Genomic DNA, 19,025 nt, shown 5'->3' with positions numbered 1-19,025 from the left:
GGCGGCACCACGGGCTTCGGGGTCGGCTTGGGCGCCGGGCTCGGCGGTGGCGCGTCCGTGCGGCGGGTGGCTGCGGTGCTGAGCGACAGGGGAGGACGGACGACAATGGCCTGGTGGCGGTTCCTGCGGCCCAACGGCCCGGACCAGTTCGACGTGACGAACACGCACAGCGTGGAACTCACCAAGCGGCGGCCCGAGCTGTCGCTGACGAAACACGGTGCCGCGGTCGGCAACATGCGGGTGAACCTGTCCTGGCAGATGCGGCCGACCGACTCCGGGGACTGGGTGACGGATCGGGGCAGTTTCCTGCGCCGCCAGATCGACGTGTTCAAGCCACGTGTGGTCCAGGCGGCCGGCCCGGCGATGGTCAACGTCGACCTGGACCTGGCGTGCATGTACGAACTCGCGGACGGCACCAAGGGGGTGGTCCAGCCGCTCGGCGACTTCCACGGTGACCTGGACGCGCCGCCGTACATCCAGATGACCGGCGACGACCGGTTCGGCGGCACCTCGGGCGAGACGCTGTACATCAACTTCGACAAGCGCGAGGAGTTCAAGCGCCTGCTGGTGTTCGTGTACATCTACGACGGCACGCCGGCGTTCGACCGCACGCACGCGAAGGTGGAGATCTTTCCCGGGTCCGGGCCGCGGATCGAGATCCCGCTCACCGAGCGGGAGCCGCAGGCGCGGTCCTGCGCGGTGGTGCTGATCGAGAACCGCAAGGACGAGATGGTCGTCCACCGCGAGGTGAAGTACGTCTACGGCTTCCAGGCGGAGATCGACCGGCTCTACGGGTGGGGGCTGCAGTGGGGGCGGGGGTACAAGTCCAAGGTGTGACCCTGGCGGTGGGGTCGAGCGGACCCTCCGGGGTGGGTGGTGCTGTCGGTTCCGGGACCACCTGTCGGTGGGGGGCTTGTCGCGCCGTTCCCCGCGCCCCTGGGCAACTTGACGGCTTTTGCTTGAAAAGAAGCTCCCCTGTCGGGGGTGGTTGTTGTTGTTTGGGGATCACCTGTCGGTGGGGGCTTGTCGCGCAGTTCCCCGCGCCCCTGGGTATGCGACGGCTCTTCCTTGAGAAGAAGCTGTCCTGGCTTGGGTGGTGTTTCGGCTGTGGGGTCACTACCCAGGGCTTCGCCTGGGGTTGCCGCCAAGCTCCCGTTGGTTCTCCCGAGCGGTCAGGCGGATTGGAACTGGGGGCCCTGCGGGGGGAGGGTGAAGTGGCCGTCGGGGGGGAGGGCGTTGGTGGCGACGGGCTGGGGGTAGCCGTAGGCCGGGTAGGCCTGTTGGGGCTGTTGGTGGACTACGGGTTGCTGAGGGGGCGGGGGAGGGATGGTGGCGGCGACGGGCTGGGGGTAGCCGTAGGCGGGCTGGGCGGGGACGTGGGAGGGGTACGGGGCCGGGAGGGGGTAGCCGTAGGCGCCGGGGGGTTCGGGGGCGGACACGGCGGGTCCTGCGGCCGCGGTGTAGCCGCCGGTGGGTGCGGGGCCGGGCATGGCGGCGGTGGGGCCCGCGGCGGCGGTGGCGCCCTGGGCGGGCTCCTCGGAGTCGCCGTCGTCGACCGCGATGCCGTATTCCGTGGCGAGGCCGACCAGGCCGGTGGCGTATCCCTGGCCGAGCGCGCGGAACTTCCAGCCGGCGTCCTTGCGGTACAACTCGCCGCAGATCAGCGCGCTTTCCTGGCCGGTGTCGGGCACCACGTCGAAGGTGACCAGCGGGGCGGCGTGCTGCGGGCCGGCCGCGTCGAAGAGGGCGAGCACCAGGTCGGGCACCAGCCGGAACGGCCCGCCGTCGCAGGACGCGGCGACCACCACCCGGTCCACGCCCGGGTCGAGCGCGGCCAGATCGACCTCCACGGTGTCGGTGAAGCCGTCGGAGACGCGCTGCTTCGGCAGGTGCCGGGCCAGGCCCGAGGGGTGCCGGGGGGCGTTGTAGAAGACGAAGTCGGCGTCCGAGCGCACCCGGCCGTCGGCGCCGAGCAGCAGCACGGAGGCGTCCACGTCGGGAGCGGTCGGCGCCGGGCTCCAGCGGAGCACCGCCCGGATGCCCGAGGCGTCCAGCGGGATGTTCGAGCCCTTCACCATCACGTGCGTCATGACTGCCATCCTGCCCGTCCTGCGGGGCGGCCCACAACGCCGCGGACGGCGGGCCGGGCGCGGGGGTCCGCTCCGGCCGCGCGGGCGGGGCGGGTGACGCGCGGGGACGGACACCTGGCCGACCGGAGCCGGTTACCTGTTTGTCACGCGCTGCGGGAACCTTTGCGACACGGGCACACGTACGATAATCGGCCACGCGATTGACGCCTTCTCTCGCGGCTGCGACTCTGAAAGGGGGCGTATGCGACACTTCGGACATCTTGCGTCAGACCTCAGGGGTGAGCTCTTCCACCGGGAACCTCAGGAGTTCACCTCCGGCTCACCCGCGCGCGTCCTCGCGACCGCCCTCGGCGCCACGCTCTACAGCCCGGCCACCCGGCCGCGCCTCGCCGACGACGTGCTCAAGCAGGCCGCCCGCGGCGTGGTCTCCATGGTGCTGTGCCTGGAGGACTCCATCGACGACCGCGACGTCGAGGCGGGCGAGGCGAACCTGGTCCGGCAGTTCGCGGATCTGGCCGCCCGGCCCGGCGCCGAGCAGGCGCTCCCGCTGCTGTTCATCCGGGTCCGCACCCCGGCCCAGATCACCGATCTGGTGCACCGGCTCGGCGGCACCGTACGGCTGCTGTCCGGATTCGTGCTGCCCAAGTTCACCGAGGAGACCGGCGTCCCCTTCCTCGAAGCGGTCGGCAACGCGGAAAGCGCCTCGGGGCATCGGCTGTTCGCGATGCCGGTGCTGGAGTCCCCGGAGCTGCTGCACCTGGAGAGCCGGGTGGAGACGCTCTACGGGATATCCCGCACCGTCGACAAGTACCGCGACCGGGTGCTCGCCCTGCGCCTTGGCGTCACCGACTTCTGCTCCTCCTACGGCCTGCGCCGGGCGCCCGCGATGACCGCGTACGACGTGCAGATCGTCGCCTCCGTCATCGCCGACGTGGTCAACGTGCTCGGCCGCGCGGACGGCAGCGGCTTCGTCGTCACCGGCCCGGTGTGGGAGTACTTCCGGCACCACGAGCGGATGTTCAAGCCCCAGCTGCGCCGCAGCCCGTTCACCCCCGAGGCCGAGGACCTGCGCGAGGCCCTCATCGAGCAGGACATGGACGGCCTGCTGCGCGAGATCGAGCTGGACCGGGCCAACGGCCTTCAGGGCAAGACCTGCATCCACCCCAGCCATGTGCCGGTCGTCAACGCGCTGAGCGTCGTCACCCACGAGGAGTTCTGCGACGCCGCCGACATCCTGCACCAGGACCGCAGCGGCGGCGGGGTGCTCCGCTCCGCCTACACCAACAAGATGAACGAGGTGAAGCCGCACCGCGCCTGGGCCGAACGCACCCTGCGCCGCGCCGAGGTCTTCGGTGTCGCCCGCGAGGACGTCGGCTTCGTGGAACTGCTCGCCGCGAGCCTGCCCTCCTCCTGACCGGTGCCCACCCATCCGCACGTAAGGACACCCGCCTGATGCCAACGAACGCGCCCTGGACCGGGCAGTGGGTCGCCGACCGCCTCGGCGTCACCCTGCACGGCGACGGCCTCGCCGACCTGGTCGGCCTGGCGCTGCGGCGCAACCCCAAGCGGGCCCATCTGCTCGTCTCCCAGGTGCTCGGCAAGCACGTCCCGCAGGACCCCGGCACGGTCTACGGGTGCGCCTTCGCGCTCGGCCTGCGGGTACGGGACCTGCTGGGCGCGGCCGACGCGCGGAACGCGGTCGTGCTCGGATACGCCGAGACCGCCACCGGGCTCGGCCACGCGGTCGCCGACGGCATCGGCTTCGCGCCTTACCTGCACTCCACCCGCCGCGCGGTGCCCGGCGTCACCCCGCACGGCGGTTTCGAGGAGGAGCACAGCCACGCCACCTCCCACCTGCTGCTGCCGGAGGAGCCCGGGCTGCTGACCCGGCCCGGCCCGCTCGTGCTGGTCGACGACGAGTTCTCCACCGGCCGCACCATCCGCAACACCATCGCGGCCCTGCACGCCCTCCACCCGCGCGAGCACTACGTCGTCGTGGCGCTCACCGACATGCGCGCGCCCGCCGACCGCGACGCGCTGGACGCCTTCGCCGCCGAACTGCCCGCGCGCATCGACGTGATCGCCCTGGCCACGGGGACGGTCGGCCTCCCGGACGGGGTGCTCGGCAGGGGCCAGGCTCTGGTGGCCGCGCACCACGCGGCGGACGAGGCGTCCGTCGCCGTCCCTCCGGCGGCCGGCGGCCCCGCTTCCGCCGGGCGCGTACGCCGGGTGGAGCTGGAGTGGCCCGAGGAGGTGCCCGACGGGGGCCGGCACGGCTTCCTGCCCGGGCACGCCATGCGGCTGGCGGAGGCGCTGCCCGCGATGGGCGGCCGGCTCGCCGACGCCCTGCCGCCGTCCGCCGGCCGCGTCCTCGTCCTCGGCAACGAGGAGCTGATGTACGCGCCCCTGCGGCTGGCCAAGGCGCTCCAGGGCGCCCTGGAGGCCCGGGCGCGCGCCTCGGCGCCCGGGAGCGCCCCGGCCGCCGTCCGGTACTCCACCACCACCCGCTCCCCGGTACTGGCCGTCGACGACCCCGGGTACGCCATACGGCACCGGATCGCGTTCCCCGCACACGACGACCCGACCGACGAGGGCAGCACGGACCGGTTCGCGTACAACGTGCGCGGGTTCGACGCGGTGGTGTGCGTGGTGGACTCGACCGGGGACACCGCCGCCCTGCACGCGCCCGGCGGGCTGCTGGACCGGCTGGCCGCCGCCACCGACTCGGTACTGCTCGCGGTGGTGCCGTCCTACCGACCGAACGGAAGCACGCACGCGATGAGCCCGACGAACAGCCCGAGCGGTGCGACCGCGCGGGCCCCGCAAACCCCTGAGGCCCCGGCCGGGTCGTACGGTCCGGCCGGGTCGTCCGGCCTGGCCGAGCCGCTGCGGGGGCCGGAGTTCTCCTCCTACGCGCCCGACGAGGTGGGCTGGCTGCTCAAGGACCTCTCCGACGTCGAGTTGGAGGCGCCCACCGAGGAGCGCGAGGAGGCCATCCAGAGCGGCGGCGCGCACTACGCCGAGTCGCTGCCGGTGGAGTACCAACCCACCCCGGAGTACCAGGAGTTGTTCCGCTCGGCGCTGGACGGCTCGGCGCGGCGGATCGCCCGTGCGGTCGGCACCGTCACCGAACTGGTGCTGGCCGAGCGCGGACCGGACGCCGTCCTGGTCTCGCTCGCCCGCGCCGGCACCCCCGTCGGCGTGCTGATGCGCCGCTGGGCCGAGCACGCGCACGGGCTGCGGCTGCCGCACTACGCGGTCTCCATCGTCCGCGGGCGCGGCATCGACGCCAACGCGCTGCGCTGGCTGGCCGCCCACCACGACCCGGCCGACGTGGTGTTCGTCGACGGCTGGACCGGGAAGGGCGCGATCACCCGCGAACTGGCCGCGGCCGTGGCCGAGTTCGCCGAGGCGCAGGCGTCGGAGCAGGGCTCGGGCGGGGCTTCGGGTTCCGGTGCGGCTTCCGGTTCGGGTTCGGCTTCGGGTTCGGGGAAGCCGGGATTCGACCCGGAGATCGCGGTCCTCGCCGACCCGGGCGGCTGCGTACGCACCTACGGCACCCGCGACGACTTCCTGATCCCCTCCGCGTGCCTCAACTCCACCGTCTCCGGGCTGATCTCCCGCACCGTGCTGCGCGAGGGGCTGATCGGACCGCACGACTTCCACGGCGCGAAGTTCTACCGCGACCTGCTCGGCGCCGACGTCTCCGGGTACTTCCTCGACACCGTCGCCGCCGCCTTCGACTCGGTCGCCGACCCGGTCGCCGCCGACGTCAAGGCGCTGCGCGGGCAGGACCGTTCGCCGACCTGGGCGGGCTGGGCCGCGGTGGAGCGGATCAGCGAGGAGTACGGCATCGGGGACGTCAACCTGGTCAAGCCCGGCGTCGGCGAGACCACCCGGGTGCTGCTGCGCCGGGTGCCGTGGAAGATCCTCGCCAAGCGCGGGGTGGGCGCCGACCTGGACCACGTCAGGCTGCTCGCCGCGCAACGCGGCGTACCCGTCGAGGAGGTGGACGACCTGCCGTACTCCTGCGTCGGCCTGATCCACCCGCGCTTCACGCGCGGCGCGACCGGTGTGGACGGCAAGGCGGTGGCCGCGAAGTGAGCCGCGCACCGATGCCCACGCACCACCGGACCGTGGTCGCCAGCGACCTCGACCGCACCCTGGTCTACTCCGCCGCCGCGCTGGGCCTGACCATGCCGGACGAGCAGGCCCCGCGGCTGCTGTGCGTCGAGGTCCACGAGGCCAGGCCGCTGTCCTACCTCACCGAGGCCGCCGGGCGGCTGCTGGTCGAACTCGCCGACACCGCGCGGTTCGTGCCCGCCACCACCCGCACCCGCAAGCAGTACCGCCGGATCAAGTTGCCCGGGCGGGTGCCGCGTTACGCGATCTGCGCGAACGGCGGGCACCTGCTGGTCGACGGGCGCACCGACCACGACTGGCACGACGAGATGCGGCGCAGGCTCGCCGACGGCTGCGCGCCGCTGGCCGAGGTGCGGGCGCACCTGGCCGCCACCGCGGACCCGGAGTGGCTGCGCAAGGAGCGGATCGCCGAGGAGCTGTTCGCCTACCTCGTGGTCGACCGGGACCGGCTGCCCGTCGGCTGGGTCAAGGAACTCGCCGGGTGGGCCGACACCCGCGGCTGGACCGTCTCGCTCCAGGGACGCAAGATCTACGCCGTGCCCAAGCCGCTCAGCAAGTCCGCGGCCCTCGCGGAGGTGGTCCGGCGCACCGGTGCGCACGAGGTGCTCGCCGCCGGAGACTCGCTCCTGGACGCCGACCTCCTGCTGGCCGCGGACGCCGGCTGGACCCCCGCGCACGGCGAGCTCGCCGACACCGGGTGGACGGCTCCCCACGTCACCGCGCTCGCGTCCGCCGGAGTGGCCGCGGGCGAGGAGATCCTCCACCGCGTCCTCGCCCGGCTCGAAGACCGTCCCGGCGTACGGCTCGACGGCTGACCGGCGCCCGCTGCCGGCCGCGCGTCAGAGCCCGGGGCGCCGTGGCGGGAGCGGGCCCGGAACCGCCGGGACGCGGGAGTTCGCGAGGATGACCGCCAGGCAGCCGACCGCGAGCACCGCCAGCGCGAGGAGCAGCACGGGATAGCCCACGACGGACGACGCGGCGGCGAGCACGGTCGGCAGCAGGAAGCCGGCGTACGCCGCCGCGTAGTACACGCCGGTGAGCCCGGCGAGGTCGTCGGGGCGGGCTATGCGCTGGATCTCCACCAGTCCTGAGACGATCGCGATCCCGTAGCCCGCGCCCAGCACCAGCGCGCCGACCGGCGCCAGCCACGGCGAGCGGGTCTGGGCGTCCAGCCCGCACACGGCCATGCCCAGCGCCATCAGCACCATGGCGGCCGACATCGCCGGCACGCTCGACCGGGCGCCGAGCCGTTTCGCGAGGGGCTGGACGACGGCTCCCATGCCCAGGGTGAGCACGGTCAGCGCGGTGGCGTAGGCCAGGCCCCAGTGGCCGACCCGGGCGTCGACGAGCTGGGGTGTCACGGCGTACGCGATGCCCGCGGACCCGAACACCCAGGGCGCCATGGGGAGGACGATCCGCCGGAAGCGGCGGTGACCGGCGGCCGGGACCCTCAGATCGGCCAGGAACTCGCGGGCCCGCAGCCCTGCGACGCGTAGCCCTCGCCGTCCTCCGGTCGGCAGCCCTCCGGTCGGTTCCGGCCGGACCGCCGGCCGCCTCCGGGTCTCGGGTGCCCCGAGCATGACCGCCAACAGGGCACCGCCGACCGCCACATGGACCAGGTAGGGCAGCGCGGTGGGCCACGGACCCCACTGGGCGAGCGCGCCGGCCACGCCCGGACCGATCCCGAAGCCCGCGGTGAGCGCCAGCGAGCTGCGCCGGGCGCCCGCGCCCGGGTCCGCGCCGGGGTCGAAGGGGGCCTGCGACAGCTCCTTCACCCAGCTCGACCCCACGGCCATCGCGATCCCGACGGCGGCGCCGGTCAGCAGCCGCCCCGCGACGAGCGGGCCGAGCCCTAGCGACCCGGCCGCGAGGACGGCACTGGCCAGCAGCGAGAGCGCCGTGCCGGCGATCATCAGCGGCCGCCGCCCCCAGCGGTCGGAGAGCGGACCGCCGATCAGCAGGCCGGGGATGAGACCGACCACGTACGCGCCGAGCAGCGCGTCGACGGTCACCGTCGAGTAGCCGTCCGTACGCCGGTACATCAGCAGCAGCGGGGTGAACTGGTTGCCGCCCCACCCGCAGGCGACCAGCCCGGCGGCGGCCTGCCGCCAGCCGCGCGGGCGGGCGGCGCGGGGCGTCGTCGCGCGCGTGGCCCCGGTGGTCGCGGTGGAGGCGCTGGAGGCGGTGGTCGCGGTCATCGGGCCGCTCCGCTCCGCGCGGTGGGCTCTGCGGCGCTCGGTGCTGTTCGTGCCGACGCTGTTCGTGCGGGTGCTGTTCGTGCGGGCGCTGTCGGGCTCCGCCGTGCTGTCGCCGGTGTGCTGTGCGCGGTCCTTCGCATGGTCAGCGGTCGCCGCCGTCCAGCGCCCGGTGGGTGTCGTCGAGGTGGCGGCGCAGCGCCGCGGCGAAGGCGGTCTCGTCACGCGCGGCGATGTGGCGCACCAGCGCCTCGTGTTCCCGCGCGAGCACGCTCAGCCGGTCCGGCCGGGGCCGCAGCGCGTGGACGGCCATCCGCCGCTGCCGGTCGCCGAGGGAGGCGTAGAACCGCTCGGCGAGGCTGTTGCCCGAGACGGCGACGATCGCGAGGTGGAACGCCTGGTCGAGGCGGGTGAAGGTGTCGACGTCCAGGTCCCGGGCGGGTGCCTCCTGCTCGCTCAGGCGGCGGCGCAGCAGGGTGACGGCCTCGGCGAGCCGGTCGTCGTCGCCCGCCAGCAGCCGCCGGACCGCCGCGCACTCCAGCGCCTCGCGCACCTCCAGCACGTTGGCGGCCTCGTGCGGCGGGACCGGCACCACGACCGCGCCCCGCTTGGGGATCAGCCGCAGCAGCTCCTCGCTCTCCAGGCGCAGGAAGGCGGCCCGGACCGGGGTGCGGCTCAGCCCGATCCGGTCGGCGACCTCGACCTCGCTGATCAGGCTGCCGCCGGGCAGGTCGCCGGCGAGAATCCGCTCCTTGGTGTCGGCGTAGGCCCGCTCGGCGGCCGAGACGGGCCGGTCCTGGCGGTCCTGGCGGTCCTGGCGGTCCTGGCGGTGCGCGGAGTCGGGAGGTGAGGTATCCATACATGCACCCTAGCATGGATACATGTATGGGCCATGAGATCTCGGGGAGCCGGGCGGGCATCGCGGGAGCCGGTCGGGTGCCGCCGGAACGGGGTCGGGGTCAGGCACCCCGTTCCGCGCTGATGACGCGGGAGCAGTGGGCGCGGCCGGACTCGGCCCGTCGGGCGTTGGGCCGCTCGCTGTCGGCGATGAAGGCGATCGCCTCGTCCTGGGAGCGCCCGCCCCCTACGTGCCGGTGCAGCAGCCGGCGTTCGCGCAGCCGCCGGGGCGTGTCGACGTACCAGAGTTCGTCGAGGAGGTCGCGGACCTCCGACCAGCCGGCCCCGTCGTCGGCCAGGTAGTTCCCCTCGGTGACGACGAGCCGCGCGGTGGCGGGGACGACCAGGGCGGCGGCCACCGGCTCGTCGAGCCGCCGGTCGAACCCGGGCGCGTAGACCGGCCGTTCACGGATCGCCCGCAGCCGGCGCAGCAGGTGCACGTACCCGTCGACGTCGAACGTCTCGGGCGCGCCCTTGCGCCCGCGCAGCCCCAGCCGGTCCAACTGGGCGTTGGACAGGTGGAATCCGTCCATCGGCACGTACGCCGCCGTGTCCGCGCCGAGCCGGCCGTTGACGCCGCCGACCAGTCGCTGCGCGAGCGTCGACTTCCCGGCGGCCGGCGCGCCCGCCAACCCGAGCAGGGCTCGGCGGCCTGGGATGCTGGGTACCAAGGCGATCACGTCATCGACGAGCATCCGGACAGCCTAGGGCGACGGGCCCCGGGGTGGGCCCGAGCCAGACACCGTTCACGGGAGAAGACGTTGTACGAGACGAAGAACCCCCCGCTCACCCCGGAGTTGTACGCGTACGTCCTCGCGCACAACCCGCCGCTGAGCCCGGCCCAGCGCGCGCTGGTGGACACCACGCACCGTCGGTTCGCGGATTCCGCGGGGCTCCAGACGGCGCAGGAGCAGGGCCCGCTGCTGGAGTTCCTGGTCCGGCTCACCGGGGCCCGCCGGATCGTGGAGGTCGGCACGTTCACCGGCTTCTCGACGCTGTCGATGGCGGCGGCGCTGCCGGAGGACGGCCGGGTCATCGCCTGCGACGTCTCCGAGGAGTGGACCTCGGTGGGGCGTGCGGCCTGGGCGGAGGCGGGCGTCGCGGACCGGATCGACCTGCGGATCGCCCCCGCGATCGAGACGCTGCGGGCGCTGCCGGACGGCCCGTGGATCGACCTGGTCTTCCTCGACGCCGACAAGGGCTCCTACGTCGACTACTGGGAGGAACTGGTGCCGCGGATGAACCCCGGCGGCCTCCTCGTGGTCGACAACACCCTCTTCCACGGCGAGGTCACCGACCTGGGCAGGGGCGGCGGGGCCGCGGCGATCCGGGAGTTCAACGACCGGGTGCGGGCCGACGACCGGGTCGACGACGTGCTGCTGACGGTCGCGGACGGCACGACGCTGGCCCGCAAGCGGTGAGGTGGCGGGGGTAGCGGAGCGGGGTGGGGCGGGGCGGGCGGCGGATGGCGGATGGCGGCGGCCCGGCGCGCGGGCTTACGAGGCGGGCGTCTCGGGCATCGCGGGTGTCTCGGGCGTCTCGGGCGTCTCGGGCCTGAGCAGGGCCGCCAGCAGCGGGCGGTAGTGGGCGAAGGGCGGCACCTGCGCGGCCGGGTCCTTCGCCCGCTCGTCCCAGCGGCGCAGCGTCACCGCGTCGCGGGCGTACGGCTCGGCTTCGTACGCCCGCGCCTGCGCGACCGTCATGGGGCCGCCCTGCAGCGCCAGGGTCCGCACCGACTCGGCGGAGAGCTTGTCGTGGTAGCCGGGTTCGGCGCGGCACAGATACCGCTTGGCGGCCACGTGCAGCCGTACCGGCTCCGTGACGTCCGGGCCGAACCACGCGGCGAGCCGGTCCGCACCCGTGTGGCTGTGCCGGTTGTCGGTGCCTTCCAGCCACTCCTCGCCGCTCACGGTGCCGTGGAAGTGGCCGATGTCGTGCAGCAGCGCCGCGGCCACCAGCGCGGGCCGGGCGCCGTCGGCCTCGGCGAGTGCCGCCGCTTGCAGCATGTGCTGGGCCTGGGTGACGTCCTCGCCGAGGTACTGGTCGGCGCCGGCGCCGAGGAAGAGCGCTTCCAGCGCGTCGAGGGGGGCGGTGTCCATGGCCGGAAGATGCCACACCCGGGCGGTCCTTCGGCGTCACCCGGGTTACCTGTGGATGAACGCCGACCCCGCCCACGGCTCCGGCTACCCTGAGGGCATGCCCCGTTACGAGTACCGCTGCAAGGCGTGCGGCTTCACCTTCGAGATGCGCCGCCCCATGTCCCAGTCCGACGCCCCCGCGCCCTGCCCCCGCGGCCACGCCGACACGGTCAAGCTCCTCTCCACCGTCTCCGTCGCCTCTTCGTCCTCCCCTTCCCCGGCAGGGCCCTCCGGGGGTTCCGGCGGAGGAGGCTGCTGCGGAGGCGGCTGCTGCGGCTGACCCCGTCCCTCTGGGGCGCCCGGGGTGCCCGGGGGAGTGCCCGCACTTGCTCAGGGACGCGTGGGGGACTCTCCCCGGCTCCGCCGGGGGCACCCCCACCCAGGCGGAGCCCTGGGCAGGAACGGCGCGATCGGCCCACCCCGGCGGGTGGTCCCGGGACGGCGGCCCGACCCGAGTCGGGGGGTCCGTCAACGCCCCGCCGCGCGGTCCTCCCGAATATTGGACACCACCCGGTTCACCGTGTCGCGCACCGCCGCGGTCTCCGTGAGGAACGCCCAGTAATCGGGGTGCCGCCCCTCCAGCGCGCCCACGGCGCGGTCGAGCCGGGCCACCGCCTCGTCGAGCGGTCGCGCGTGCCGGGGCTCGGGCGTACTCCGCCCCTGCATCGCCAGCCGCTGCGCGTCACGAATCGCGAACCGCGTCTTCTCCACCTCGCCGGTCGGGTCCTTGCTGACCTCGTTGAGCCGGCGCAGCCGATCCCCTGCGGCGGCCACGGCGCCGTCCACGTCGTCCATCTGCGTACGTACGGTCGCCAGCCGCGAGGTGGCGTCGGCCCAGCGCTGCTCCGTACGAGCCACCCGGGCCTCGGCGAGTGCCTGCTCGGCGAGCCGGACCGCCTGCGCGGCCTGATCCGGCACCGCCTGCAGGTCCTGCCAGCAGGCGGCGGAGAAACGGCGCCGCAACTCGCTGAGCACGGGGGCCACCCCCTCCGCCCGGGTGCCGAGTGCCTGCACCCGGGTACGCAGCGACACCAGCCGCTTGTCGATCTCCTTCGCCTGCTCGGGCAGCCGCTCGGCCTCGGCCCTGACTGCCTCCGCGGTGCGCCGCATCTCGTCGGCCCGCCGGACCGTCTCCCGTACGCCGTGCTTGCTCGCGCCCTCGTTGAGTTTTGTGAGCTCCGGGCCGAGCGAGGCGAGCCGGGCCGCCAGCGCGTCGGCCTTCAGCCCCGCCGCGCGCACCGCGTCCAGCGCCTGGCTCGCCGCGAGCAGCGACTGCTTGGCCCGCTCCCGGGCCGGCGCCAGCTGGGCGAGCTGCGTCTCGGCCTTGCCCAGCAGCGGGGCGAGGCCGGCCTGGTACCGCTCCAGCTCGGTCTTCGCGTTGGTCAGGTCGTCCTTCGCCCGGGTCAGCTCGGTCACGGCCCGCGAGGCCGCCGCGTGGTCCAGGTCGTCCCGGTCGATGTCGTGGGCGTCGACGGTCGCGATGTAGGCGCCGCTGACCCGGTCGATCTTCTCGCCGAGTGCCCGGAAACCGTCCAGCGCCCGCCTGGCCTGCGGGGTGTCGTCCACCGCGGAGATCGTCTCTATCGAGATCTCCAGGTCCCGCTGGGCCGTGTCCAGGTCGTAGAACGCCTGGGCCGCGGCGTCCTTCGCCGCCTGGGCCTCCGCACGCAGGTCGTCGCCGCGCCGCCACCACGAACGTGCCGTCGTCACAGTGACACTCTCTCCCCGCGCTCGCTGCTCACTGTCGTCCGCCCCATCCTCCCACCCACCCGGCCCGAACACACGGCCCCCTTTCCCCGCGCCCGCGCTCCGGCCCCGCCGGCTCCAGGCCGAGCCCCGCCGCCGGGCCCGCCCCGCCCCGCCGCCCGGCCCGCCGCGCTTGCCGAGCACGCCCCACCCCGGGGTAACCTGTGACGTCGCAAACCCCGGGGGCGTGTAGCTCAGTGGTAGAGCGCCGCCCTTACAAGGCGGATGTCGGCGGTTCGAAACCGTCCACGCCCACCCCGTGCATCACCCGGAATGTGACGAAGGGCCAGGTCAGGGCGTTGCCCCCGACGTGGCCCTTCGCTTTTCCCGGATTCTGCTGGAACCCACAACCCCTCTTCTGGAATGTGCTTCTCCCTGGACGTCTTCCGGATGTCTCCCAAGTGATCATGGCCACTCCGCAGGTCGGCGCGCCCGTCTCGGGCACGACTCGGCCCCCGTCGCCCACGGAGACGAAGGCCGGTCCTCGGGTGTGGCTGGTGGTGGGTGGCCCCGGCGCGGCAGGGGTCGGCGTGTGCGCCGGGGCCGGTGGTCGCCCGTTTGACGTCGGGCGGCCGTGCCGCGGGACCAACCGCGGCAGCTATCGGGGCGGGACGGTCATGACGGAGCGGGGCGGGGTGCGGTTGGTGCTGCTCGTGTGCCAGGTGTGGGGGCCGCGGTGTCGGGCGTACAGGGCGCAGCCGTCCATCCGGTCCGGGCTGGTCTCGGGGCAGTCGGCGAGGACTCGGAGGTGCGGGCTGCCGTCCCGTCCCCACACGGCCCACACGGCGTGCGTCGGGTCGATCTCGGCGACGAGTCCGTAGTGGGTGCCGGTCTTGTGGGGGAGGCAGCACTGCACGGCCTTGTCGACGGCGCTGGAGTCTGCGGTCATCCGCATGGCGGCGGCGAGCGTGCTCAGCGGCAGCAGTGTCGTCGAGCAGCACACGATCGGCGGGTGGGCGTGGTGGAATCCCGCGGGGGCGGCCGACATCGTCAGGACTCGGTCGGGTTGCGGGTGGATGGGGGCGTGGGTTTGGGGTCGGTGGTGCAGCCGCCCTTACGGCAGCCGGGAACGCCACAGGACATGGTGATCACTCCTCGGTGGGTGGGGCGGCCGGTGCCGCCTCGATCTCGGTGCGCAGCGCGATCGTGAGGTCCAGTGAGGCGCCGGCGCGGTGGTACAGGGTGCTGACGAGCACGTGCAGGCGCCGCCTGCCCTCGCCACCGACCTGCCGTTCGAGGGCCTGGCGGATCTCGGCGAGCGTGACGTCGAGCGGACGCGCGGCCAGTTCGGCGCACGCCGCTTCCAGTGACCGCACCCGCGGGATACGCAGCTCCCCATCGAGCAGACGTCCGACGGCGGACCGCCGAACCGTGGACTGCCGCATGCTGCGCCCCTTGCTGGCGTGGCCGCACCCCGGACCGTGGCGCGGCGCGGGGCTTGCTGCTGCAAGGTTCCGTGACCGTGCGTCGCGATTCGATACCCGAGCGGTAATCTCACCGTGGGATACATTCCGATCCCGCCGTGAACCGTGCGGAGCCGAGGTGGCCACAGCAGCGAACACCCAGGTAGCAATGCCTGATTGGGCCTGGCAGCGCGCCGACGTGCGCGAGGCGCTGCGCGGCCGAGACATGGCCGCCATCTTCCGTGCGGTCCAGCAGCACGCCGGCGCAAGTCAGGCCCGGATTGCGGCCGCCGTCGACATGACGCAGGGCCGGGTGAACGAGGTGATCAACGGCCGCCGGGAGATCTCGCGGCTCGACGTGTACGAGCGCGTCGCCGACGGCCTCGGCATGCCGGACGACGCCCGCCGGCTGCTCGGTCTCGCCCCCTCCCGCGAACAGCGCGCCAGCGGCGCCGCGTTCGACCTCGCAGCCTTCCCCGAGGTCGTCAGGGTCTACTCGGCCCAGGCCGCGGCCGCCGAGGAGATCCAGCGGCACGCCACCACCGCGGCGGAAATCGACGTCCTGGCGGTGCGTGGCCTCGGGCTCTTGGCTCTCAACGACAGCCTGCTTCGGCCCGGCCTCGCCCGCCGGGAGCCGCCACGGGTCCGGGTGCTGCTGCTCGATCCGGACGCGCCCGCGGTCGCCGGCAGGGCGGCCGAGATCGGTGAGTCTGCCGAGTCCCTGGCGGGGGGTATCCGTCTGGCCGAGGCTCGACTGCGCGAGCTGGCCACGGGTCGTCAACTCGCGGTCTACCGGTACCGCTCGCTACCCACATGGCGGATCATCCGGCTGGACACCACCATGTACGTCAGCGCGTTCACCGCGGGCTGGGAGGGGCATGAGTCTGCGGTGTACAAGGTGATGCACACGCCGTCGGGCCCGCTCTACGGCGGCTTCCGCAGGATGCTGGACGCGCTCGCCGCCGATGCCGAGCGGACCATCTAGGAGGGGCAGTTGATCGAGGCAGAGCTGAAGGCGCGGGTCCGCGATCCTGAGCACGTGCACGCAGAGCTGGAGAAGCGTGCGGTCGGCCGCGCCGAGGTCTACCACGACACCTACTACGACACCCCCGACCGCGAGCTGACCGGCGGGGACCGCGAGTTGCGGGTACGCACCGTCCACGGCCCGGACAGCACCCGCACGGTCCTCACTTACAAGGGCGCCCGGGTCGATGACGCCAGCGGCTCCAAGCCGGAGTCCGAGACCGCCGTCACGGACGCCAGTGCGGTGCACGAGATCGTGCGCGGCCTCGGGTACACGCCCGTGATCGAGTTCGAGAAGCGCTGCCGGAATTACTCGATTGAGGCGCACGGCCGCTCGATGCTCGCCACCCTCGTGCAGGTGCCGGAGGTAGACGGGCAGCACTGGATCGAGTTGGAGACGATCGTCCCGGACGACCAGGTCGACGCCGCGCTCGACGATGTACGCGCGGTCCTCGTCGAGTTGGGCATCGAGGACGGCGACTTGACCACCGAGCAGTACACAGACGCGGTGGCCGCCAGCCGGAAAGACTGAGGCCCCCGTCGCGCTGTTGACGGAGGCCGGTCCATTGGCGTCGGGTGCGGTGCGGGTGTGCGCCGCGCGGTGCGTGTCGGCGCCGTACCGTCCGCGTTCGAGCCGCGGAGCGCCCCTCGGCGACGTGCCGCAGCCGGTCCGCGCTCAGCCGGTGAGTTCGGCTCGCCATTGCCGGGGCCATGAACCCGAGGGCGGGGGGTCTCCCGCGATGCCGAGGTCGCGTCGGGCGCTCGCGTAGAAGGCATCGCGTGCCGCGCTCGCCAGGGCGTGGGCCCTGGTCCACATCGCGGGGTCCGCCGGCCCCTCCCGTACGAGGAGTTCGATGGTCCAGATCGTCTCGTGCCAGCGCCGCGCCGCCGCGATGGTCGCCGCGTCACCGACCAGCAGGACGGACTCCCATTCCGTCGCGCGGCGGGACTCGGCGTCGGCGAGGAGCGGGAGGCCGTCGGCGGGCTGCAACGGGTCGGCCACGTCGGCGAATCCGAGGGCGGCGCCTATGCGCTGGGCGACGCGCAACTGCGCCTTGAGCACGTTGGCGTAACGGCCGTACGTCTCGAAGCGCTTCTCGTCCCAACGCTCCTCCCGCTGCCGCCTCCACCGTCGGCGCTCGGTCGAGGTCTGCACGGCGTACGAGCCGAGCGAACCGATCACGACGCCTATCAGAGCGGGCAGTTGATCCCAGAGCGCCACAGTCTCTCCCCGGCCGAATCCGCGCTGCCGCACCCTCGTCCCCGCGGCCCGGGAACCCTACCCACATTCGCCGCGGCACACCTCCGCGCCGCCGCGCCACCGGTCCGGCCCGGTCCCCCTGGCGTCGGGTCGACGGCCGCCCGGCTCGCCCCGTACCGGCTCGCCCCGTGAGGGTTCTTCCGCGGGCGGGGGTCAGAACGGGGTGTCGTCGGTGGGGCGGGTGGTGCCGGGGCGGGTGTTCACGGACCAGATGTGGGTGCAGCGCGGGCACTGGAGGTGGATGACCGGGCCCTTGTTGGCGAGCAGGTAGCGCCAGTGCTCGCCGCAGTTGCGGCGGGCCGCGCAGGTCGCGCAGTGGCGGGCGTCGTCGCAGACGGGGCAGGCCACCCAGGCGCGGCGGGCGATGTCCGCGTGCGGGTCAATGGGCAGCCGCACGACCCGGCTCCTCCCCTGTCCCCGGCAGGACGCCGGCCGCCACCAGCAGGTCGTAGGTGCGCTGCTGGTCGGCGTCCAGGTCCGAGTAGAGGAGGGCGTACGCCTCGTCCTCGCCCCGCAGGACGGCCATCGGGTCCCAGTCCGGACCGAGCGCGGCCACGACCTCGGCCCGGCGGCGGGCTTCCTCGAAGGTCAGGTCGATCGCGAAGGGTATGAGGCCGGTGGTGTTGTCCTGGTTCATGGCGAGACTTCCGGTGTACGGGGGTAACCTCACCATCTGTACCAGGCGCCCGCGAGGTGGGGAAGGGGCTCCGGGGTGGCCCGGGGGCCGTCCGGAGCGGGGCTTCCCTCGGCCCCGCGCCGGCCGCGCCCGGATCGGTCGCCGGGCGGGGGCTGTTGCCGTGCCCGAGCCCCGGCCGCCGGGTATGCCCTGCTTGCGACGGTGTGACGTATTTCATGACGGCTTCCGCGCGGGCGGAGGGCGTGGTTGCGGAGTGAAGGGTGGGGCGGTTGAGTGGGGATCATGATCACTCGAACCCTGTACCTGTTCGCTTCCGCCGCGCCTCCGGTGTTCGACGTGGCGCGGGTGATCGAGTCCGCGCAGCGGGCCGGGTGGGACGTGTGCCTCGGGCTGACGCCCACCGCGGCGCGGTGGTTGGGGGACTCGCTGGACGGCCTCGCGGTGCTGACCGGGCACCCGGTGCGCTGGGAGTACAAGTTGCCCGGGCAGCCGGACGTCTGGCCGCCGGCCGACGTGGTCGTGGTGGCCCCGGCGACCTTCACGACGATCAACGCGTGGGCGGCCGGGATCACCGACAAGTTCGTGGTCGGGGTGGCCGCGGAGGCGATCGGCAAGGGCACCCCGCTGATCGCGATGCCGTGCCTGAACGCGGCGTACGCCCGGCATCCCGCGTTCGAGCGGTCGGTGGGGGAGCTGCGGCTGGCCGGGGTGCGGGTGCTGCACGGCCCGGGCGGCTTCGAGCCGGGCCCGCCGGAGGGCGACGACCCGGTGGGCTACCCGTGGCACCTGCTGCTGGAGGAGCTGGGCGCGGCGGGCGACGTACGGTGACCGGACGAGCCCCGCGCTGAGCGGTGCCGGGAGCGGGTGGCCGGGCGGCGGGTGGCCGGGCCGGCAACGGTCGAGCGACGCCCGGAACCGGCGGGCGGCGCCGGCGTACGCACCCGCTCCCCACCGTGCCCGGCCCCACCCTCGTAACGGCCCCCCGATGAAAGGGCGTTGGGCGACACGCCGACACGTTTAGGGGTTTGCTGACCCTTTCGGGTGAACGAAGGGGGTTCGCGCGGGTGTGCGCGGTGGTGCTGCGAAGCATGGAGGGGTGAGCACTTCATGGGGGAGGCTCGCCCGGATGTGGGCGGCGCTCGCCGTGGTGATGGCAGCGGGTTCATGGGGTCTGAGCGGCGTGGCGGCCGCGACCCCCGGACCCGGCTGCCCCGACGGCATACGCGCGGCCCGCGCCTGTACGACCTCCCGTCCACCAGCCCGCCCGGGCGCCGCGCGAGAACGGTCAGGGCCGCCCGGCCCGGCGTCCTCCCGGCACTCGGGCCCAGCGGCGTACGCGCCGCACCCAGCACACGCGAACCACGCACCGGCGGCGCCCCAGGACCGCCCGGACCGGCCGCACCACCCCGACCGGTCCGGCCCAGGGGCCACCGCGCCTTCGCGGGCGACACCGGACGGCCCGAACCCGTCGGCGGAACCTGACCCGACGCCG

20 protein-coding genes and 1 tRNA gene are annotated in these 19,025 nt (G+C 73.9%); 10 read left to right on the top strand and 11 right to left on the bottom strand.

Translation table 11 applies throughout. From position 1 onward, the window contains the following. Nucleotides 1-105 precede the first annotated feature (105 nt). Nucleotides 106-837 carry a Tellurium resistance gene (locus tag AB0399_RS18840; RefSeq protein ID WP_329369753.1) on the top strand — a complete coding sequence of 244 codons (732 nt, stop codon included), beginning with the start codon at nucleotides 106-108 and terminating at the stop codon, nucleotides 835-837. 335 nt (nucleotides 838-1,172) lie between these two features. Here the strand turns inward: AB0399_RS18840 and AB0399_RS18835 are convergent, their stop codons facing one another. After that, complete coding sequence (locus AB0399_RS18835) at nucleotides 1,173-2,090, bottom strand: TerD family protein (RefSeq protein WP_366412069.1); 918 nt, start codon at nucleotides 2,088-2,090, stop codon at nucleotides 1,173-1,175. Nucleotides 2,091-2,331: 241 nt separating this feature from the next. Between AB0399_RS18835 and AB0399_RS18830 the strand changes: the two genes are divergently transcribed. Genes AB0399_RS18830 through AB0399_RS18820 form a run of 3 tightly spaced genes read left to right on the top strand, consistent with a single transcriptional unit; the run spans nucleotide 2,332 to nucleotide 7,048 of the window. Next, nucleotides 2,332-3,504 (top strand): HpcH/HpaI aldolase/citrate lyase family protein, encoded by a 1,173-nt coding sequence (locus AB0399_RS18830; RefSeq protein WP_366412068.1) that lies wholly within the window; start codon nucleotides 2,332-2,334, stop codon nucleotides 3,502-3,504. 38 nt (nucleotides 3,505-3,542) lie between these two features. Continuing rightward, entirely contained in the window at nucleotides 3,543-6,194 is a 2,652-nt protein-coding gene (locus AB0399_RS18825) for a phosphoribosyltransferase (RefSeq protein ID WP_366412067.1), read from the top strand. A gap of 11 nt (nucleotides 6,195-6,205) precedes the next feature. Further along, the gene (locus tag AB0399_RS18820; protein WP_366412066.1) at nucleotides 6,206-7,048 is read left to right on the top strand and encodes an HAD family hydrolase; all 843 of its coding nucleotides are present in this window, start codon (nucleotides 6,206-6,208) and stop codon (nucleotides 7,046-7,048) included. Between the two features lie 24 nt (nucleotides 7,049-7,072). Here AB0399_RS18820 and AB0399_RS18815 read toward each other — a convergent pair whose 3' ends face one another. The 3 genes from AB0399_RS18815 to AB0399_RS18805 all read right to left on the bottom strand — a co-directional run bounded on the left by AB0399_RS18815 (nucleotide 7,073) and on the right by AB0399_RS18805 (nucleotide 10,020). Further along, a complete protein-coding gene (locus AB0399_RS18815) occupies nucleotides 7,073-8,653 on the bottom strand; it encodes an MFS transporter (RefSeq protein ID WP_366412065.1) in 1,581 nt (526 codons plus the stop codon). Further along, the gene (locus AB0399_RS18810) at nucleotides 8,574-9,287 is read right to left on the bottom strand and encodes a GntR family transcriptional regulator (RefSeq protein ID WP_366412064.1); all 714 of its coding nucleotides are present in this window, start codon (nucleotides 9,285-9,287) and stop codon (nucleotides 8,574-8,576) included. Before AB0399_RS18810 ends, AB0399_RS18815 begins: the two co-directional genes overlap by 80 nt. 100 nt (nucleotides 9,288-9,387) lie before the next feature. Next, entirely contained in the window at nucleotides 9,388-10,020 is a 633-nt protein-coding gene (locus AB0399_RS18805) for a nucleoside/nucleotide kinase family protein (RefSeq protein WP_366412063.1), read from the bottom strand. A 66-nt stretch (nucleotides 10,021-10,086) separates the two neighbouring features. Here AB0399_RS18805 and AB0399_RS18800 point away from each other — a divergent pair, with 66 nt between their 5' ends. Continuing rightward, a complete protein-coding gene (locus tag AB0399_RS18800) occupies nucleotides 10,087-10,746 on the top strand; it encodes an O-methyltransferase (protein WP_366412062.1) in 660 nt (219 codons plus the stop codon). Nucleotides 10,747-10,821: 75 nt separating this feature from the next. Here AB0399_RS18800 and AB0399_RS18795 read toward each other — a convergent pair whose 3' ends face one another. Continuing rightward, on the bottom strand, nucleotides 10,822-11,424 hold the full coding sequence (locus AB0399_RS18795; RefSeq protein WP_366412061.1) for a phosphonate degradation HD-domain oxygenase: 603 nt from the start codon (nucleotides 11,422-11,424) through the stop codon (nucleotides 10,822-10,824). 97 nt (nucleotides 11,425-11,521) lie between these two features. Here AB0399_RS18795 and AB0399_RS18790 point away from each other — a divergent pair, with 97 nt between their 5' ends. After that, nucleotides 11,522-11,743: a zinc ribbon domain-containing protein gene (locus AB0399_RS18790; RefSeq protein ID WP_328463643.1), complete on the top strand. Its 222-nt coding sequence runs from the start codon at nucleotides 11,522-11,524 to the stop codon at nucleotides 11,741-11,743. A 188-nt stretch (nucleotides 11,744-11,931) separates the two neighbouring features. Here AB0399_RS18790 and AB0399_RS18785 read toward each other — a convergent pair whose 3' ends face one another. Then, nucleotides 11,932-13,173: a hypothetical protein gene (locus AB0399_RS18785; RefSeq protein ID WP_329369772.1), complete on the bottom strand. Its 1,242-nt coding sequence runs from the start codon at nucleotides 13,171-13,173 to the stop codon at nucleotides 11,932-11,934. 219 nt (nucleotides 13,174-13,392) lie between these two features. Between AB0399_RS18785 and AB0399_RS18780 the strand changes: the two genes are divergently transcribed. After that, a tRNA-Val gene (locus AB0399_RS18780) sits at nucleotides 13,393-13,464 on the top strand. Between the two features lie 343 nt (nucleotides 13,465-13,807). On the opposite strand, the gene AB0399_RS18775 is transcribed toward AB0399_RS18780, so the two are convergent. Together AB0399_RS18775 and AB0399_RS18770 are read right to left on the bottom strand one after the other, a co-directional pair. Next, complete coding sequence (locus AB0399_RS18775; protein ID WP_366412060.1) at nucleotides 13,808-14,197, bottom strand: hypothetical protein; 390 nt, start codon at nucleotides 14,195-14,197, stop codon at nucleotides 13,808-13,810. 100 nt (nucleotides 14,198-14,297) lie between these two features. After that, nucleotides 14,298-14,594 carry a hypothetical protein gene (locus AB0399_RS18770; protein ID WP_366412059.1) on the bottom strand — a complete coding sequence of 99 codons (297 nt, stop codon included), beginning with the start codon at nucleotides 14,592-14,594 and terminating at the stop codon, nucleotides 14,298-14,300. A 187-nt stretch (nucleotides 14,595-14,781) separates the two neighbouring features. On the opposite strand from AB0399_RS18770, the gene AB0399_RS18765 reads away from it, so the two are divergent. Further along, nucleotides 14,782-15,597: a helix-turn-helix domain-containing protein gene (locus tag AB0399_RS18765; protein WP_329369778.1), complete on the top strand. Its 816-nt coding sequence runs from the start codon at nucleotides 14,782-14,784 to the stop codon at nucleotides 15,595-15,597. A gap of 9 nt (nucleotides 15,598-15,606) precedes the next feature. Next, nucleotides 15,607-16,167 (top strand): class IV adenylate cyclase, encoded by a 561-nt coding sequence (gene cyaB / locus AB0399_RS18760; RefSeq protein WP_366412058.1) that lies wholly within the window; start codon nucleotides 15,607-15,609, stop codon nucleotides 16,165-16,167. A gap of 144 nt (nucleotides 16,168-16,311) precedes the next feature. Here cyaB and AB0399_RS18755 read toward each other — a convergent pair whose 3' ends face one another. The 3 genes from AB0399_RS18755 to AB0399_RS18745 form a co-directional block, all read right to left on the bottom strand. Beyond that, nucleotides 16,312-16,857 (bottom strand): hypothetical protein, encoded by a 546-nt coding sequence (locus AB0399_RS18755; protein ID WP_366412057.1) that lies wholly within the window; start codon nucleotides 16,855-16,857, stop codon nucleotides 16,312-16,314. 192 nt (nucleotides 16,858-17,049) lie between these two features. Beyond that, a complete protein-coding gene (locus AB0399_RS18750; protein WP_366412056.1) occupies nucleotides 17,050-17,292 on the bottom strand; it encodes a hypothetical protein in 243 nt (80 codons plus the stop codon). Next, nucleotides 17,276-17,533 carry a DUF6400 family protein gene (locus tag AB0399_RS18745; protein ID WP_329369787.1) on the bottom strand — a complete coding sequence of 86 codons (258 nt, stop codon included), beginning with the start codon at nucleotides 17,531-17,533 and terminating at the stop codon, nucleotides 17,276-17,278. The genes AB0399_RS18750 and AB0399_RS18745 overlap by 17 nt, the downstream gene beginning before the upstream one ends. Nucleotides 17,534-17,815: 282 nt before the next feature. Here AB0399_RS18745 and AB0399_RS18740 point away from each other — a divergent pair, with 282 nt between their 5' ends. After that, entirely contained in the window at nucleotides 17,816-18,361 is a 546-nt protein-coding gene (locus tag AB0399_RS18740; protein ID WP_366412055.1) for a flavoprotein, read from the top strand. Nucleotides 18,362-19,025 lie beyond the last annotated feature (664 nt).

This window comes from Streptomyces sp. NPDC088194, assembly GCF_040702025.1.
Classification (GTDB): domain Bacteria; phylum Actinomycetota; class Actinomycetes; order Streptomycetales; family Streptomycetaceae; genus Actinacidiphila.
This window is presented reverse-complemented; position numbering and strand designations above follow the sequence as displayed.

What these genes read in the sequence shown, in the direction of transcription:
- AB0399_RS18840 (WP_329369753.1), top strand. Translation starts at nt 106, where the DNA reads ATGGCCTGGTGGCGGTTCCTGCGGCCCAACGGCCCGGACCAGTTCGAC.
- AB0399_RS18835 (WP_366412069.1), bottom strand. Translation starts at nt 2,090, where the DNA reads ATGACGCACGTGATGGTGAAGGGCTCGAACATCCCGCTGGACGCCTCG.
- AB0399_RS18830 (WP_366412068.1), top strand. Translation starts at nt 2,332, where the DNA reads ATGCGACACTTCGGACATCTTGCGTCAGACCTCAGGGGTGAGCTCTTC.
- AB0399_RS18825 (WP_366412067.1), top strand. Translation starts at nt 3,543, where the DNA reads ATGCCAACGAACGCGCCCTGGACCGGGCAGTGGGTCGCCGACCGCCTC.
- AB0399_RS18820 (WP_366412066.1), top strand. Translation starts at nt 6,206, where the DNA reads ATGCCCACGCACCACCGGACCGTGGTCGCCAGCGACCTCGACCGCACC.
- AB0399_RS18810 (WP_366412064.1), bottom strand. Translation starts at nt 9,287, where the DNA reads ATGGATACCTCACCTCCCGACTCCGCGCACCGCCAGGACCGCCAGGAC.
- AB0399_RS18805 (WP_366412063.1), bottom strand. Translation starts at nt 10,020, where the DNA reads ATGCTCGTCGATGACGTGATCGCCTTGGTACCCAGCATCCCAGGCCGC.
- AB0399_RS18795 (WP_366412061.1), bottom strand. Translation starts at nt 11,424, where the DNA reads ATGGACACCGCCCCCCTCGACGCGCTGGAAGCGCTCTTCCTCGGCGCC.
- AB0399_RS18790 (WP_328463643.1), top strand. Translation starts at nt 11,522, where the DNA reads ATGCCCCGTTACGAGTACCGCTGCAAGGCGTGCGGCTTCACCTTCGAG.
- AB0399_RS18775 (WP_366412060.1), bottom strand. Translation starts at nt 14,197, where the DNA reads ATGTCGGCCGCCCCCGCGGGATTCCACCACGCCCACCCGCCGATCGTG.
- AB0399_RS18770 (WP_366412059.1), bottom strand. Translation starts at nt 14,594, where the DNA reads ATGCGGCAGTCCACGGTTCGGCGGTCCGCCGTCGGACGTCTGCTCGAT.
- AB0399_RS18765 (WP_329369778.1), top strand. Translation starts at nt 14,782, where the DNA reads ATGCCTGATTGGGCCTGGCAGCGCGCCGACGTGCGCGAGGCGCTGCGC.
- AB0399_RS18745 (WP_329369787.1), bottom strand. Translation starts at nt 17,533, where the DNA reads ATGAACCAGGACAACACCACCGGCCTCATACCCTTCGCGATCGACCTG.
- AB0399_RS18740 (WP_366412055.1), top strand. Translation starts at nt 17,816, where the DNA reads ATGATCACTCGAACCCTGTACCTGTTCGCTTCCGCCGCGCCTCCGGTG.